We start from the raw sequence: 16,021 nt of genomic DNA on the forward strand, positions 1-16,021 counted from the left end.
CAGGAGCCGCCTTCAGAATCGATTTTTGACCGGATCACAATGCCTTACAGCGTAATTTCACATGCGATTCCCCTGCCCGCTTGCGGGGGAGGTCGCATCGCATCGCGAGATGCGATGCGGGTGGGGGCCTCTCTCCACACGCACCGCCGCCGCGGCCGCCCCCACCCCGACCCTCCCCCGCAAGCGGGAGAGGGAGCCCACCGCGGTCGCGGCCGGCCGTTTTTGTCCCCATTGGGACCCGCTCCCCTCCACCACCCGGGCAGTCCGCCTCCCCTCCCCCTTGCGGGGAGGGGGCGGGGGTGGGGGTCCCCACGGGGACTCTCTCCTCCACCCCCAAAAAACTCCCATCCCCCGTCTTGCGGCGCGGCGCGTTCAAGGCTATGCGGTTCACCTCACGCTCCCTTCGTCTAGCGGTTAGGACGCGGCCCTCTCAAGGCTGAAACAGGGGTTCGATTCCCCTAGGGAGCGCCAGTTCTGCCTTTTCCCCGCTGATTTCTTTGAGCTTTTGGTCGGTTTTCCCAAACCGGCGGATTGCGTTTGGGGAAGACCGTTCGCCTTGTGTCCTTCAAGCCGCGCCAGAGCATCGACCGCAAGGCTCGCCTGATCGGCCTCCTCGGTGTATCGCTCAGCCTCTGCAAGAGTGGTGTGTCCAAGGACGGACATGATCATCTTTGCCGTCGCGCCAGCCTCCGCCAGGCGGCGGCCGGTCGCCTTCCGTAGGCCGTGTGGCTGACAACCGAGCGGCAGGCCTGCGTCAGTAATGGCATCGCGCATCCATTGGCTGAAGCCGTCAACGCTGAAGGACTGACCGTAGGCGGTCGTGATGATCGACACGTGGTCACGTTTTGCGACAGCCAGGGCCGAAAGCAGGTCACGGTGGAGCGGAATCAACAATCGCCGTCCTGTCTTCTGCTGGGCGACGGCGATCCTGTTTTCTGGCGTGATGTGGGACCACGCCATGCGGACCACATCCGATCGTCGCTGGCCCGTGTTCAAGAACAGTTCGAAGGCCAGCCGCTGTTTGGTTTCCAGAGGCCACCTCTTGCGGAACAGCTCGATCTCATCCTCGGTCCAAGATCTGATGCGCTGAAGCTTGGGTCGCTTTATCCCGAGCGACGGATCGTGCTTGATCCAGCCGATGTTGATGGCGTGGCGGATCAGAATGCGAAGTTTCTTGAGAGTATCGAGAGCCGCGCCGGGCCGGTCGGCGAACGGCTGAAGAATGCCGGTGATGATGCGCTCGCGAGAAAGTCCAGCGACTGTCCGATGCCCGTGCTCGATTCTGAGGGCCTCGAGGCGTCTGCCGTACCCCTCCTTGCTGGTCTTTCGAAGGCCGATGTACTCCGAGCTTCGCATGTAAGAGGCGATCAGCGCGGAGATTGTGCCCTGAACGGGAGAGCGGATTTCGGGTCTCGACGTTGTCACCTGACCGAGAAGCGCGCTTTGGTAGGCTGACATGAACTCATGGCTGGTCGGGTCATCTGGCAGGCGAATGCGCCGACCCTTGCCGCGCCGAAATGACAGGTATGTATGCCCCTTGACGTGATTGCGCTCAACGTATGGCGGCAACCTTCGAGGCATCGACATCGCTCCACGTCTCGTCAAGGCCAGGATCATTGCCATCTGAAGGCAGCAGATCAATGGCAGTGTCCAGTTCTCGGACGTCCCATGCTTTCCGGCGCTCACCTAGGATTTTGGGCCTTGGCATAGTGCCTGCTCGCACCATTTGGTCAAAGACGTTGGCTGAAACGCAGATGTAGGCGGCTGCCGCCTCGCGAGTAATGAGCCGTGGCTTTAGGGATGACGGGAGAGCCGTCTGCCTTGGCATCGATTGAATACCCTTTCCGAAGCCCTGTGCACCTGCCGGAAAAACGCCGGAGGACGTGTCTAGGCTTTGGATCAGGTAAGAGTGAAGGCCTTTCCGTCCTTCGGAAGTGTCATCGCGCTACCGGAAGCAAAAGGGTCGGTTCACGGGTTCTATCGCGGGTGCTCATCGTCAGCTTGCGAGGCGTCATCCTGCTCGGACACGAGGAGCTCGGAGACGCGAGATACAGCGTCCGAGTGACTGCGAATCATCCCGCTCCACGTTCTGCTCTTCCGCGTCTCGCCGCGAAGTGGACCTCCCAAAATCGTGGTGATGAAGCCGCAGACCGGGGCGGCGGACACGATGCGCTCGCACGCTAAGCTTGCGACTGTAATGACCACGTTGCCATGTTCAATCGCAGTCACTGCCACGGCACGACCCTGCGAATTTGGTTCGGCGAAACGACCTTGCGACACAGAACCTCCTCTTAGGCCGATCGGGCGTTACATACTTTAGTGAATACATACTATAGTTGATAAAAACCAAGCACGCAATGGGCTGACTTCTGCCCATGGACATGCGTCGGTTGGTCGGCCGTAACGTTCTGCGGATCCGAAAAAACAAAGAAATGACTCAGGAGAAGCTGGCGGAGATTTCTGGCTTCAGCCAGCAGTACATAAGCGGCCTGGAGAAGGGGCAGCGCAACCCAACTGTCGTGACGATTTACGAGCTGTCGATAGCACTCGATGTGGATTATCTCGATTTACTGAAGCCCGACGCTCCGTCGAAGAGAGTGAAGGAATAGCGCCCTCTGCAGCAGCTCGCGGACGCCGATATGCGAAAGCCCCTAATAGGCGCCGTATTGGACTCAGTTACCTGGTCGCGGCAAGGAACGGGGGAGGGGTTGTCTTCAAGAAAGGGGGAATGCAACATCGAGCCGCATGGCACTCCGCGGCGGCGGCATGATGACCTACTCCCTCTCAACTTACGCTGTCGGCCCGCCTTTCAAAATGATCACCTTTCCGGCGCCGTGAGCGCGCGGCGCGGGTCCGGCGCGCTGCGCGACCAGGTCGTCCATGTCAGGCTGATCGCGCCGGAGATGCTCTGTGGGCTTCTAGGCCGCGTCCCGGCTCCGCTGGCGGACCAGGATGCCGGCCCGCGTTAGTGGATGGGCTGGGCCTGCAGCAGGGTCTGGCGGAGGCCGCTGCGGGCGTCGCCGTTGCTGATTGCGGGCCGAGTCGACCCGGAGGGACTTCCTCATCTTTGAGCCCCCCTGCCTCCTCTTATGTCGGCATATTCAGTCGCCGGAGGAAGCGGTCAGCTGCCGGTCAGATCATGGTAACTACAGCGATGGCAACTACTTGGGTCGCTAGGCTGGCTTGACAGAGATTAGTTGTTCTGAATCCATAAAAATAGATGTCCTGAGTAACGGCCAAGCAGAACCGACGGATTGCGCGAGGGTCGCATGCAACGTGTCTTGACGACGAAAGAGATCTGGACCGAAGCAAAGCGGTTGGCAGAGAAGGCCCCGGTTCGCAAACTCGCGATCGCCTACGTGACGAAAGACCATATCGGCTTACGCGAAGGCGATGTGCTTGTCGTTGACGCGTCCGTGGGATCGATCCAGTCAGGGCAAACCGACGCCAAGTTGCTTGCGGGTCTGCACAAGAAGAAGGTGGCCATCCATAGCCACAAGGATCTCCATTCGAAAGTCATGTTGCTTGGCGGACATGCCATCGTGGGGTCCGCCAACATGTCTGGTTCGCGTCTTACCGAAGCAGCCGTTCTCACGGACGCGCCGACGGTTCGATCAGGAGTGGCGTCGTTTGTCGCTCAGCTCGCGACCAAGCGCAGTCTCTTGGACGAATCTGCCATTGCAAAGCTCTGCAAAATCGAGGTTGTTCGCAAGGGATGGTCAAACACGAAGGATAGACCGCGGACCCCAGTGCGGCCGCTTGGGAATGCGACTTGGATAGTTGGCGTGCATGATTTGGCGCGCGATCCGTCGGTGGATGAGCAGAACCTGATTGATCGGGCCACTCGGAAGATCAATGAAAATCTCGGTGCTACGGCCGAAGAATATACCTGGATGCGGTGGAGCAAGAAAGCCAAGTTCGCCAAGGAGTGCCGCGAGGGCGACATCGTAATTCAGATCGACAACAACAACGGCACCAAGGGTCGAATTGTAACGCGTCGTCGCGCTGTCTTGCTGAAGCGAAATGAGCCGAAGTGGGTCAGGATCTATCTTAGCGACGTTGAGAACGATTCCGACGAGATCAATTGGTCCACATTTCAGCGGGTGTTGCGTGGAGCGGGCTATCTGCGAAAGGTCCGGCCGTTCAGCGTACAAAGACTTGAACCCGACATGGCCGATGATATCGACCTTCAATGGACGAAAGCGGTTTAGAGGTTCAGGGATGAAAGCGTTCTTGACGATAGCGGCCATCGTTGCCGCGTTTGGATCTGCGGCCTTCCGGATGTGGTCCGCCCTCACCAAGCCGGCGTATCCGATGGCGTACTTGAGTGGTCCCAAGAGGTTGGCGACCGCATTCACTTTCTGGCCAAGCTGAACGCGGTCGCCGCCGCGTTGACGGGGGCAATGCCCTGCTGCAGGGGCTGCCGCTCCTTCTGTATCCGTAGAGTCGGCGGGGCTGGATGCTGAATTCGGGCGGCCAGACCTCACAGAGGCCGTCCTGTGTGGGCACCATGCAGGTCAACGGCCGCCTGCAGGTAAAATCTCACACGGGACCTGATGCGGGATCTCGTTCTCGGGCGCTTGCAACCTTATGTCGTGAACGCACAGTGAGTAATTCGACTGCCGGTTGTATTCGGGCCGAGACCAGCTGAACTAAGCGAGGCGCGTCCGCTTGGCCGAAGGGCGTTTCTTTAGCAGCGTTCAGCGGAACGTGACGTCCCGTAGCGCCCGATGACTAGCGAATCGTTGGTCGGAAAGTTCGAATGTCGAAGCCTGGATCGCCCAATTCATCTGCGGGGTAGTGCCGGCAATGGCCGGGCTTCATATGACTCATGCGCTGGCTTTCAGTGACGGTACCTAGGTTCCCATCGTACTCAAGGTATGCGCTTCGGCTTGCTGTAGAGGCCCAGGGCGTGACTAGGCGAACGAGCAGCCCGACAGCAGATGAGGCCAAGATTCCATTTGGCCAAACCACCTGGGGGTTGCTGCCGGCCTCGCCATACTTTTTTGCTTCCTTCTCCAGAAGCGTCTCGGTTACGACGTGGCAACAACGCAGACAGGGGCCGCCAGGCGCCGACAGAACCACCTGACCGGCGATCAGGAAATCTCCGTCGTGGCCATGTACGTCCATTCCCATGTCAATGTAAGGAATGAGGTGGCGGCGGCAGAATGCGTCGAGTTGGCTTTTCGCGTCGACCTTGTCCAGACCGCCAACAATGACGTCGCAAAGCTTGAGGGCATCGCCGGCAGATTGCCAATAGTCCTGCACAATGGTGACTTGCGCGTCGGGCCGAACTCCCTTGATCACGCGTTCGGCGATCAAGACCTTGGGCGTCCGGCCCTTGACGTCGTCGTGCGTCCCGCCGACCAGCCTATTCAAATTGGTGTCCTCCATCACGTCGGGGTCCACCAGAGCGAACGAACCGATTCCGACGTGGGCCAGTTGCTGGGCGACGTGGGAGCCTCCGCCACCAAGGCCAACGATGCCGACCCGCGTTTTCAGGAAAACTTGTTCGCTGTCGGTTCCGAGGAAGCTCTGTCGATCCAGCCAGCTCATTGCGCGTCTCCGTGCTTGATGATCTGCGGTCCGATCACGGAGATCTCGGAAACGTACCGGCCACGGTCGTTTTCATTCAGCCAGATCATGGCATTGGCGGAATTGTTGCTGAGGACCATCATCCCGTGGGGCATCCGCGGGATGGCGTGGAAGAAGCCGGGCACGAATTCCGCCCCGCTGCCCAAGTCGACACGGCTGAACTGCGGCCGTCCCAGCCTTCCATGGCTGTGAACGTGCAGTAGCGAGGCGCGCGACTTGTAGGCGAACTGCAACGCCTTGCGCATGGCGTTACTGCCGATCCTCGCGCCAACATTAGGGTTGGGGTCGCAATCGTAGTCCTCGTCAGAGACGGGTTGATAGTCTGCGGCCAGGATGACGAGGATTTCATCCGCGATGGTGGCCTTGGCCGTGAAGAAGCCCACCCGTTCATGAGCGAACGGGTGGGGGCGATCGAGGTCGCTGCGTGCGGTGGACAAAAGTTGATCGGTGATCTTGAGGTGGATCTTCATTTGAAGGCACTCAGGTGGTTCGCGAGGATCTCTACCCAAGGCAGCGTAGCCGGCACGCCCTGCCAGGAGCAGGCGTACCAGCTACGACCGCAGATGTTGAACGGATTCCAGTTATTGGCACTGGGGGCCCTCACGGGTTCCGACAGGAAGAGACGGGTCGAATATCCCTCCCTTGCCGCCGGCCAGAGCAGGACGTCACGGATCACCGTGGCGCCCTGGTTCGCGATTCTGAGCTGCGGCAGGTAGACGGCTTGCTGGCCGCCTTCCGTCCACATGTCCGCATTGGGATACAGCTTGCGGATTTCGGCGAACTGGCTTGCGGCGTCGATCATGAAGACTGTCCGCAGGGGGGGTGCGACACGAAGTGCATGTCGTCCTTGATGTGCACCGACTGGTTGGGGGCGATCTCCTTGAACTCGCCGTCCTGGGTGACGAGGTCGAGGATGTACTGGTTGGGCACGCCGAAGACGGCGGCCAACTGGGCGCCGGTGTAGTTGCCGGGACGCAGCTCGTACGGCTTCTCCTTGTAGAAGACCGTGACCGTCCGGTTCTGGGTGCGGAGATGTTCGGTGCCACGGGCGGCTAGGTCGATGGTGGCGTGCTCGTGCAGGATCAAGTCCGCTTCGTCCTGGCGGTCCAGCACCAGCGCTTTGCCGTCCGGGACGCAGGCGATATCGCGCATCTCCGGCTCGGCGATGGTGGGGCTGCCCCACGCGTAGCCGACCTCGTCGACGGTGAAGTTGAACGTCCGGTCGATCAGAAAGGCGCGGAATTCCTTCCCTCTCTCGCCGGCCAGGGCGACGTCCTCGTCCAGGCCGACCGAGCGGCTTCCCGGGCGCAGCAGTTCTATGAGGACATGGTCGTCAGCGGGATCGAACCCAGAGGACCGCAGCAGCTTGCGGGCATCCTGGATACGGTCTCCGGTCTGATGATGGTTCCCGTTGATGGTGTACGAGAACTGGTGGTGCTTGCCGGCATCTTCCGGCGGGGTCTCAATGGGCATAGAAATCTCCTTGCGTATCCGCCGTTGATCCGGCACTGTATGGTTATATCAGACGAAACGTTCGGCGTCAACTGTTATGAACGGTTCGTTCGATATATCAATACAATTTCAGGGAAATCTGATGCTGCTTGGCGATCGAATAAAGGGACTCAGAATAAAAAAACGCAAGTCGTTACAAGAGGTTGCGGATGCGATAGGAGCGAGCAAAGCCCACATTTGGGAACTTGAAAGCAATCGAAGCACTAACCCGTCCCTCGACCTCCTCAAGAAGTTGGCCGCGTACTTTGATACCACCGTGGCGTATCTCATCGATGAGACGCCTGCTGCCGGTCAGGCCGAAATGTTCTTCCGGAAAAATCTCGACAAGCTGGACAGCCTCGAAGAGGGGCAGTTCCAGGTTCTCGAAGACCTGCTCAATATGATCGCGAAGAAGAAGTGATGGCGGAGAGTCCGACGTTCACCATAGATCCTGTGGAGCTCGGCGACATCGCGGAGCCGAAGAAGCTGGCGCTCGAAATCCACCGTCAACTGCGAACGCAGTTGGGCGCGGTGCCCCTCGCGCTCCCGCTCGCGAAGATCGCGGAGGACGTCGGTATCGTCGGCATGAAGGAATTCGAAACCAAGGAATTTGAGGGCACCTTGGTAATCTCCGAAGGGCGCGGGGCAATTGGCCTTCGTAAGGGAATGAGGTCGGGCCGCAGAAACTTCACCATCGGCCACGAAATCGGGCACTTCCTGATTCCATCGCACCGACTGGCGAAGGTGAAGTTTGAATGCTCAAGTGCCGACCTCAAACGTAATCGGTCTAGCAATCAGAAATGGGATTCCATCCCGCCTGCGCAGCGGATTGAGATCCAGGCCAACGAATTCGCTGCGGAGCTGTTGGTGCCGATGCCTGAGTTTCGGGCTGAGAGGCGCAAACTTGGCAAAGGCGCTGACCTCGGTCGCCTGCGCGAATTGGCAAAAAGCTTTGACGTGTCCTTGGAAATGATGTCCGGCGTCTACGTCAGAGACGTCGAAGATCTTGCTGCCATCATCATATCGCAGGATCGGGTCATCCGAAGGATCATTCCTGCCACCGATTTCCCGTATATGGGACTGCGGTCGGGTTCGCCGGTTCCAGAGGCGGCCTTTACGAGAACCTGGGTCGGGAAGTCCCGTCCTGGAGATGTTTCTGATCACAAGGAAGTATCGACGAGCACCTGGCTCGAGAAGCGAGGTCGAGTTGAGGCAATCTACGAGCAGACCATGGCTCAGGCCAATGGTTGGGCCACCACACTGCTGACTATTGAACAGGCTGAGGAAGACGACGAGGACGAAGACCGAAACTGGAACAGGCGCTAGCAAGGACGGATGGCTTGGCGGCTTGGAAAGCTCAGTGACAGAAAAGCCGTAGTCGCACGTTGGCCCTCGCGCACCCGGTTTTGAGCGCATCTAGGTGCATCAGGAATTGACGCAGCCGCCGTCCATCAGGGTCGTCGGTGATCGCTTTTTCTAGCGAACTACGTCTGACCATATTGCCTGCAACGATCCAGACCTCGCGTTCGAATGAGTTGTTCAAGCTTGCCTGCTTTATGGCCTCGTTCAGCTCGTCCACTGAAAGGCCATCTGCATTTAGGAAAACCCGGCCACGTCCGGCAAGGACCCGATCATTGGCTCTGACGTCTGCGCGCCACCGCGATGCAGTCCAGCTTGGAGGAACATTGGCTCTCGTGAGGAACGCCAATGACGCTAGCGCCTGGCGCCCGACGACCTCTAGTGCACCAACGTTATAGTTGGCTGTTCCATCCCCACCTGCCTTTGCGTGGATGAAGACGATTCGCTTTTCAGCCGGATTGGCGGCAATGAAGTCGCAGGTCTCCTCATTGTCATCGTCGCACAAGACGATCGAGTAGGACTTGAGTCGCTTCCCGAGTTCGCCCCAAACCCGAACGGGGGCTCCATTTGCAGCAGCATTGCAAATCGCCTCGACAACCCCGAAGACCGTCTGCCTTTGCCAGACGGAGTGGTTGGTGAATTGGATAGGTCCGGTTTTTTGACCTTTTTCGCTGATTGCCTCCTCAAGCCGGGGGACGGCGAAGACGTCCTCAAGCACAGGGAGAGACCCATCTGGAAGTTTGAGGTCTATCCTGGGGCGGTAGAACTTGCCTTCGCTGTAAACTAGGTCTGCCCTGGCGGGGATGATCCGGAACGACTGCGCCTGGTTTATTCGTTGGGTGAGCGGGACAGTGTTGCGGCGATCACTTATAGGGAGTGGCTCGTCGAGTGCATTGAGGTCTTCCGAGCGGAGGAGGTATCGGCCGCTCGCTTCGCGATACTCGATGTTGCAATCGATCTTTGTGCCGCCGACCACGACCGTAAAATTTCCGTCATCGTCAATTTCGGCGCAGAGGTCTTCGTATTCAAGCTCCTGATCCACGCCCGTAGCTCTGGCATCCTCGGTATCCGACGCGCGATCTGCAAATGCATCCTCGGAAAAGTTAAGCAGGATAGACCTTGGTTGAGCATCTTTTGAGGTCAGCGGTCCGGCGACTTGCGCATAACGGTCGAAAACCGAGCTGCGGACCCGTCCGGTATCGCTCAGCTCGGTAGCGACACCTTCTGCCCACTTCAGGTAGGCTCCTAGAGGGCGATATCGCTCTGCCGCATCACGTATTCGACTTTTTGCGAAGCCGATGTAACGGGCGCGCCTGGACACGAAGCCAAATGCGGTAATTGGCACCAGCGAGGGGTCCAGAAGATCGGTGAACGTCGTTGCGAACGAGCGCGTCCGCGTCGCCATGCTTCGGATGGAATGTTCGGACATGTCCAATGAGGAAAATGACATGCGTGTCAAACGAACTGATGAGGGATCAGCACCTGCAGGAAAGGCTCTTTCCAACAGTTGGCGGCTGCCGCGCCCCAATCCAAGCTTTGCAGGATCAACAACGATCCGACCAGTATCGTGAATGATGGTGAGCCGGCCGCAATCCACCAGAATGAACACACCTAGGGTCCATTCGGAGAAGAACTGGTCGACCAGAAACGGCGAATTGCGCCAACCATAATAGCTGAACCCGATCGCGTTATTGGGCAGTCCCACGATCGGAGTTACGCGAAATCTGTCCTCGTCCAGGATCGCGTCTTCGATTATTTCCTTGGCGTCCCAGGGATCTACAGGATCGACCTTTTCGAAAACTGCTCCAGACAGAGGAAGCTGTATGTCTTCGGCCGAAAGCGGCCTTGTGAGGGCGAGGCGTTCTCTGAAGGCGCCAGAGATGTATTGGTAATCAGGCATGATCTCCAATACCCGATCCGGCAAAGCAACTTCATTGGAGACGATATGGCCAACGTTGCTCGCGCAGTAGCCCTCAAATGAAAGATATCGCTTCCAAGTCCGCCGAAGTCTGTCGGCGTTGGCATCCAAGGCGAGCACCGTCCCCGTTTGTGGAGACTTGCCTGCCCGCTGCTTCCACCGAATGACGCGCCCGATTTGCTGGATGATCTGGCGGTCGTTGCCCATCAGATCGAAGATCGCGATAGCGACGAAATCTGGATCATCAACCCCCTCGATCAGCTTCGACTGGTGAAGCCAGAACTGCGCATTTGGGTGGCGCTTCCGCATCACCGAGACCTTGGTTCCGCGATAATCGTTCTTTGCCGCGCCTTTCAAACCCTTTCGAAGAGGCTTTGCCTCTTCGTGGACGACGACGCTACTTGTATTGAAGGTCGTATCAATCTTGTCCTGGAGCTTCAGGAGCTGGTCGAGGGTTTCCGCCCGCACGATGACCTTCGGGGTCTTTGTCCACCTTCCCGCATTCGTCAATACAGGCCTGAGCTTTTCATCAAGCAGCCGGAGAAATGCCGTGAGCGCCGACTTCGAATTGCTGGGAGCGCCGATGAAATCTATCGGCCGGATCACCTTTGTTGCGGTGGCTTTCTCGTGCGGATAGTTGAAGACGAATCTGCCTCGGACGCGGAATGACTTGTAATCATTGCGGTAGGGTGTCGCACTTAGAAGGATTGTCGGTTTATTTAGATCACGAACTCCCTTTGACCACGAAATAGCTGGTTCGTAGTGCCCCTCGTCAACGATGACCAAGTCCACGCGGGATGCCAGATTTGCGAGGAACTGCGCAGCCTCGGCGGCAACATCAGGGTCGGAGTGACGTTTGGTTCGTCGGATTTGATCGAAGGCTTGGTGCGTTCCGATAAGGACGACACGGTCTTGTCCCGGAAGGTGAGTGTCGATCTGTCGGATCGTGCTTGGCAACAAGTCTGATATGTAGGCCGGGTCCAAAGGTCGGCCGATCTCCCCAGGATCACCGAGGAAAGTTGAGTTCTCGGTTGTGCGATAGCCGATGTGCTGCCAGAATCTCCATTGCAGATCGTCGGATAGCTGGTCTCGCAGTGCCTCGCGCGGAACCAATATGAGAACGCAGCGAACGTTCGGCACGCACCTTGAGAGTACGGCGACTATGCCAGACTTGCCCGTTCCCGTCGGTAGCTTGAGGAGTGCAGCCTCTCGCAGCGCAGGTCGGTCGGGAATGTGCGGGTCACAAACAAGGTATGCGCATGCCAGAGAGACAGCAGTGCGCTGATGCTCCCATAGGTGTGGTTCATCCCCGCTTTCTCGGGTCCAAAATCTGAACTTCCGAAGGTCTGCCATCAGGCGGTCGAAAGTCGGCGCATCTATCGAAGACAGAGTACCGCCATCGATTGAAGTCCTTGGATCATTTACGAGAGCGGATAGCTTCAAATGTCGAGACCCTTGATTACAGGTTATCGCAATTGGAACTGAAGTAGCGAATTCGGAAGAACGGACTGAGAGTAGTTTTTTGATCGACTCATCACCTGACTTTGAAGTCAAGGTTGTTTCGAGTAATGCAAGCCAAATCCTGTTGACGAACTGTCGACCGACGATAGTGGAGCGACCGGCAATTACCCGCGTCACCCGTCCTGCAGCCGAGCGGGAATGGCCCCCGTGGCGTGCCAGCAAGTCACGTGATTGGTACTCCGGAGTGGAAAGCCGGGGCCCGCGGCCCCCAGGCTGTCAAGGCTAGGCCCTGCGGGCGGAAGACGCCGGCCGGGTAGTCGGTCGCTTCGCGTCCTCCGGCCCGCACCAACCCGGCGGACCGAGTACAAGAGGCTGCACGGCTTGCTGGTTCAAATGGTCGGCCGGGACGAGCTCTGGCGGCGCTTCTGCCGTTCCAGGCGCTGGTCCCGTGACGGCCTTGACCTTCAAGGCAGCGATCGACGATCCGCACCGGTTCAGCAAGTCCAAGGCTGTACGGGCGCATTTTGGGCTGACCTCCGCCGCATACAGACGGGCACATCGATCGACATCGAAGAGTACATCTCGAAGTGTGGCGATGGGGAGGTTCGCACCGTGCTCTACGAGACGGCGAGCGCGATGCTGGTGCGCTCCAAGCAATGGTGCGGCATCAAAGGCTGGGGTGTTCGGATCGCAGCCAAGCGTGGCCACAAACGCGCGGTGGTGGCTGTTGCGGGTAAGCTGGCCGTGGTCATGCATCGCATGTGGATCGACGGATCTGTGTTCCGGTTCGCAGAAGATGAAAGTGCCGCTGAACCGAGTCTTAGCAACCCGACGGCGCTCGCCACCGCTATGTGAGAGCTCTGGCGAGCGCCGTCTGGCAGACGGTGCGACGACAGAAGATTGGCTGAGGTTCCGCCGATCGGCGGAGAAGCGTTTGGTGGATCGAAGCGGATGCGGAGAGCACGCTATCTTGCCGGCGACGACAGCTCGATTGAGACGTCGAGCGCGCTATTGTGTCTGTGTTGCCCCGCGATTCTGACGACGACATGTGCGCCCGCTTGGCAGGCGGGGCTGAGCACGAACTCCTGGATGGACCACCAGATGTCATCACCCCGAGATCACGACGAAAGCCGGACAAATGCGATGTTGTCGACACTCGTGTGCAGCCGCATAATATCATGCAGAGGAGACGATCCTGTCGGAGCAGAAGGTGGAGAAGCGCCGATGTAAGCGTCCGGCCGCTGCACATGCATCAGGTGTTGACATGATCAGTCAGCGTCCAGCTCCACCGCAGCAATTCGTCGAGACGGTTGGCGGGGTGTCCGTCGATCATCCGCTGCAGGACGTCCTGCAGGTATGCGTAGGGCTCGACTTCGTTCAGCTTGCAGGTCGTGATCAGCGAGCTGATGACCGCCCAGCGATGTCCGCCGCCATCGCTGCCGGCGAACAGGTGGTTCTTGCGGCCGAGGGTCACGGGGCGGATGGCGCGCTCGACCGGATTGGTGTCGAGCTCGACGCGGCCGTTGTTCAGGAAGCGCGTCAGGCCGTGTCAGCGCGAGAGCGCATAGCGGATCGCCTCGGCAAGCGTGCCGCGGCCGGAGACCAGGCGGAGCTGTGCATCGAGCCAGACGTTCATAGCGTCGACGATCGGCTTGGAGAAGGTCCTGCGTTCGGCAAGACGGTAGTCGGGCGATCGGCCGCGGATGTGCGCCTCGATTGCATAGAGCTCGCCGATGCGACGCAGGGCTTCAGTTGCCACGGGGGACGCCGTGGCTTCGGCCACATCGTAGCACTTGCGTCGCGAGTGGCTCCAACACGCTGCGAGCGTGATGCCCTCTTTGTCGGCCAATCGCTCGAAGTCGGCATATCCGTCGACATGCAGGATGCTCTTGAATGCGGCCAGATGTGCGGCTGGATGTTCGGCTCTGCGGTCCGGCGCGAACAGATAAATGGCTGCCGGACGTTCAGGTCCGCTCCAGGGTCGTTGCTCGCGGGCGTACACCCAGTGCCGTCCCGTTTTGGTTCGTCCGCGTCCAGGATCGAGCACCGGGATCGGCGTGTCATCAGCAAAGAGATGGTTGGAGGCGAACACGTTCTTGCACAGCCGTTCGTGCAAAGCCTCGAGCCACCAGCATGCGCCACCAACCCAACCTGCGAGCGTCGAGCGGCAGAGATCGACGCCGTGACGGTCGAAGATCTGCGACTGCCGATAGAGCGGAAGATGATCGCAGTATTTGCTGATCAACACTTGCGCGAGCAGCGCTGGCGTCGCCAGACCGCCAGTGATCAACCGCTCGGGCGCACCGGCTTGCACGACCTTGTTGCAAGCTCTGCAGGCGTATTTGGGTCTGGTCGTGCGCACGACGCGAAGCTGCGCCGGGACCCAATCCAGCATTTCGCTGACGCTCTCACCGATCAGATGGAGAGCACCGCCACAGCAGCCGCAGACCCGGTCTTGTACGTCAAGCAGAACGTCTTCGCGTGGCAGATGATCGGGCAGCTCACGACGTCGCGGCGGAGATTTGGCTTCCGGTGTGACCTTCGGTTGCGCTTCTTCCACGCGGCCGATGTCGCTGCCGAGATCCTCCAGACCGAGTGCAAGCTGGTCGGGATCGATGCGTTCGGACCTGAGGCCGAACTGCATTCGCTGCAGCTGTTTGATGATGGATTTGAGCCGCTCGATCTCGGTGTCGCGATGGTCGATCGCAGCGGCAATGTCGCGCACCAGGCGCTGCAGAAGCTCAGGATCGGACGGGAGAGATCGAGCTGCATGTCCAATGGTACTCGAACACGCTGATTCGTAGAAGAATCGCAACTCAGTTCAGCACTGCATTTTGCAGATTATCCTGCAATTGCAGGCTTCCAGACCCGCTCTGGTGCGCGCCAGTCGATGCCTTCGATCAGCATCGCGAGTTGGGCTGGTGTGAGTGTGATCGAGCCATTATAGCCTGCCATCACCGGCCACACGAGCCCACCCTGGTCGATGCATTTCGTGAACAAACAAAGCCCGTTCCCGTCCCAGAGCAGGACCTTCAGGATCGATGCCTTCTTGCCGCGGAAGGCAAACAGATGACCAGAGAACGGATCCTTCTTCAGCGTGTCCTGCACCAGCATCGCAAGGCCGTCCATGCCCTTGCGCATGTCGGTGTAACCGAGCGCCAGGTGCACCTTCACGCCTGCAGGGACGAACATCATGGCGCCGCATCTCCGCTTTCGATCTGCGCCCGGACCGCATCCGGATCGCTGCCGGCGGGAGCGAAGACGCGCCGTCCGTCAGCGAGGTCGACAGCCATCATGCCCTCCGGTGGATGCACGAGATCGCGCAGGGCGCGCGCGGCGGGCAGGTCGTCGGGCAGCACAACACGGGCGAACTTGGAGCGCTTCTTTTGCGCAATGCCGGACTGCGCCCGCCAGCGGAACAGAAGCCCGGTTACGATCCCATGCTTGCGCGCGACGGCAGAAACCTTGGCGCCTGGTAGCTCGGTTTCCCTGGCAATCGCGAGCTTCTCCTCGTCGCTGAAGAAGCGGCGGGCCGGCGTTTTGGGCGCGGCCGGATCGCCGACCTCGGCGGCTGTCAAGTGGCGTTCGGGCTGTGAGTTCCTGGCACTAGTGCTAACGGCGGGACGGGCGGAGGGATGAAGATGGGCGCGCCAATCGATCGTCACCTCGCCGGCGGCCAGTCGGTCGCGCCATTTGCGCAGCGAATGCGGCGACAGCTGCATCGCCGCAGCGTAGGTACGAGGCTCCATTCCGCTCCAATTCGGCGCCTCGACATGCATCGCCCAGAACGCCTGGCACGCTCGATTGCGTACATCCGAGGTGATCGCGAACCTGCGCTGCTTCCCCTTTCGGAGCGCCTTTTCTCGCTCTTCACGGGCGCGCTCGCGGCGCAATTCCGTCTGATATTTCCCGAGCTTAAGCGCGGCCTCGTCGCCGGCCAGCCGCTTCAGCCAACGCCGCAGAGTGTTCTCGGTCAGACGTTGTTGCTGGCAGTATTTGCGGATCCCGAGACCGCTGCGACGCCACGCTTCGATGTGCAGCGACCACCATTCGCGGCGCGCTCTGTTCTCGAAATGTTTGGATCCCACCGGAGATTCTCCACAGCAGCAGAGAACTCGAAATGGAACGACGACACATGAGGGGGAAGGTGTGCAGAGACCGGACGGTTACGATGCCGAGTAAGCGTCCGGCCGCTGC

General features: G+C 59.4%; 11 protein-coding genes, 1 tRNA gene and 3 pseudogenes. 6 read left to right on the forward strand and 9 right to left on the reverse strand.

The window, feature by feature from the left end:
• Positions 1-396 precede the first annotated feature (396 nt).
• A tRNA-Glu gene (locus ACQR1Y_RS23595) sits at positions 397-471 on the forward strand.
• 189 nt (positions 472-660) lie between these two features.
• Here the strand turns inward: ACQR1Y_RS23595 and ACQR1Y_RS23600 are convergent.
• Positions 661-1,623, reverse strand: a pseudogene (locus ACQR1Y_RS23600) (tyrosine-type recombinase/integrase); the annotation flags it as partial.
• A 752-nt stretch (positions 1,624-2,375) separates the two neighbouring features.
• On the opposite strand from ACQR1Y_RS23600, the gene ACQR1Y_RS23605 reads away from it, so the two are divergent.
• A complete protein-coding gene (locus ACQR1Y_RS23605; protein ID WP_434878394.1) occupies positions 2,376-2,609 on the forward strand; it encodes a helix-turn-helix domain-containing protein in 234 nt (77 codons plus the stop codon).
• Between the two features lie 660 nt (positions 2,610-3,269).
• Positions 3,270-4,211 (forward strand): hypothetical protein, encoded by a 942-nt coding sequence (locus ACQR1Y_RS23610; RefSeq protein WP_434878395.1) that lies wholly within the window; start codon positions 3,270-3,272, stop codon positions 4,209-4,211.
• 523 nt (positions 4,212-4,734) lie between these two features.
• On the opposite strand, the gene ACQR1Y_RS23615 is transcribed toward ACQR1Y_RS23610, so the two are convergent.
• From ACQR1Y_RS23615 to ACQR1Y_RS23630, 4 genes are read right to left on the reverse strand one after another with little or no spacing between them, the layout of a single operon-like run.
• The gene (locus ACQR1Y_RS23615; protein ID WP_434878396.1) at positions 4,735-5,556 is read right to left on the reverse strand and encodes a HesA/MoeB/ThiF family protein; all 822 of its coding nucleotides are present in this window, start codon (positions 5,554-5,556) and stop codon (positions 4,735-4,737) included.
• A complete protein-coding gene (locus tag ACQR1Y_RS23620) occupies positions 5,553-6,065 on the reverse strand; it encodes a hypothetical protein (protein WP_434878397.1) in 513 nt (170 codons plus the stop codon). The genes ACQR1Y_RS23615 and ACQR1Y_RS23620 overlap by 4 nt, the downstream gene beginning before the upstream one ends.
• Positions 6,062-6,397: a hypothetical protein gene (locus ACQR1Y_RS23625; protein WP_434878398.1), complete on the reverse strand. Its 336-nt coding sequence runs from the start codon at positions 6,395-6,397 to the stop codon at positions 6,062-6,064. Before ACQR1Y_RS23625 ends, ACQR1Y_RS23620 begins: the two co-directional genes overlap by 4 nt.
• A complete protein-coding gene (locus tag ACQR1Y_RS23630; protein ID WP_434878399.1) occupies positions 6,394-7,068 on the reverse strand; it encodes a multiubiquitin domain-containing protein in 675 nt (224 codons plus the stop codon). Before ACQR1Y_RS23630 ends, ACQR1Y_RS23625 begins: the two co-directional genes overlap by 4 nt.
• Positions 7,069-7,189: 121 nt before the next feature.
• Between ACQR1Y_RS23630 and ACQR1Y_RS23635 the strand changes: the two genes are divergently transcribed.
• Positions 7,190-7,507 (forward strand): helix-turn-helix domain-containing protein, encoded by a 318-nt coding sequence (locus ACQR1Y_RS23635; RefSeq protein ID WP_434878400.1) that lies wholly within the window; start codon positions 7,190-7,192, stop codon positions 7,505-7,507.
• Complete coding sequence (locus tag ACQR1Y_RS23640) at positions 7,507-8,412, forward strand: ImmA/IrrE family metallo-endopeptidase (RefSeq protein ID WP_434878401.1); 906 nt, start codon at positions 7,507-7,509, stop codon at positions 8,410-8,412. Before ACQR1Y_RS23635 ends, ACQR1Y_RS23640 begins: the two co-directional genes overlap by 1 nt.
• A 31-nt stretch (positions 8,413-8,443) precedes the next feature.
• Here the strand turns inward: ACQR1Y_RS23640 and ACQR1Y_RS23645 are convergent, their stop codons facing one another.
• Positions 8,444-11,716, reverse strand: coding sequence for a DEAD/DEAH box helicase (locus tag ACQR1Y_RS23645; protein WP_434878402.1), 3,273 nt, complete (start codon positions 11,714-11,716; stop codon positions 8,444-8,446).
• Between the two features lie 465 nt (positions 11,717-12,181).
• Here ACQR1Y_RS23645 and ACQR1Y_RS23650 point away from each other — a divergent pair.
• Positions 12,182-12,679: pseudogene (locus ACQR1Y_RS23650) on the forward strand (transposase); the annotation flags it as partial.
• A 397-nt stretch (positions 12,680-13,076) separates the two neighbouring features.
• On the opposite strand, the pseudogene tnpC reads toward ACQR1Y_RS23650, so the two are convergent.
• The 3 genes and pseudogenes from tnpC to tnpA all read right to left on the reverse strand — a co-directional run bounded on the left by tnpC (position 13,077) and on the right by tnpA (position 15,912).
• Positions 13,077-14,603, reverse strand: a pseudogene (tnpC, locus tag ACQR1Y_RS23655) (IS66 family transposase).
• A gap of 62 nt (positions 14,604-14,665) precedes the next feature.
• Positions 14,666-15,019, reverse strand: coding sequence for an IS66 family insertion sequence element accessory protein TnpB (gene tnpB / locus ACQR1Y_RS23660; protein ID WP_434878403.1), 354 nt, complete (start codon positions 15,017-15,019; stop codon positions 14,666-14,668).
• Positions 15,016-15,912: an IS66-like element accessory protein TnpA gene (tnpA, locus tag ACQR1Y_RS23665; RefSeq protein ID WP_434878404.1), complete on the reverse strand. Its 897-nt coding sequence runs from the start codon at positions 15,910-15,912 to the stop codon at positions 15,016-15,018. Before tnpA ends, tnpB begins: the two co-directional genes overlap by 4 nt.
• Positions 15,913-16,021: the final 109 nt, after the last annotated feature.

It is taken from the genome of Bradyrhizobium sp. HKCCYLRH3099, from assembly GCF_051167855.1.
Classification (GTDB): Bacteria; Pseudomonadota; Alphaproteobacteria; order Rhizobiales; family Xanthobacteraceae; genus Bradyrhizobium.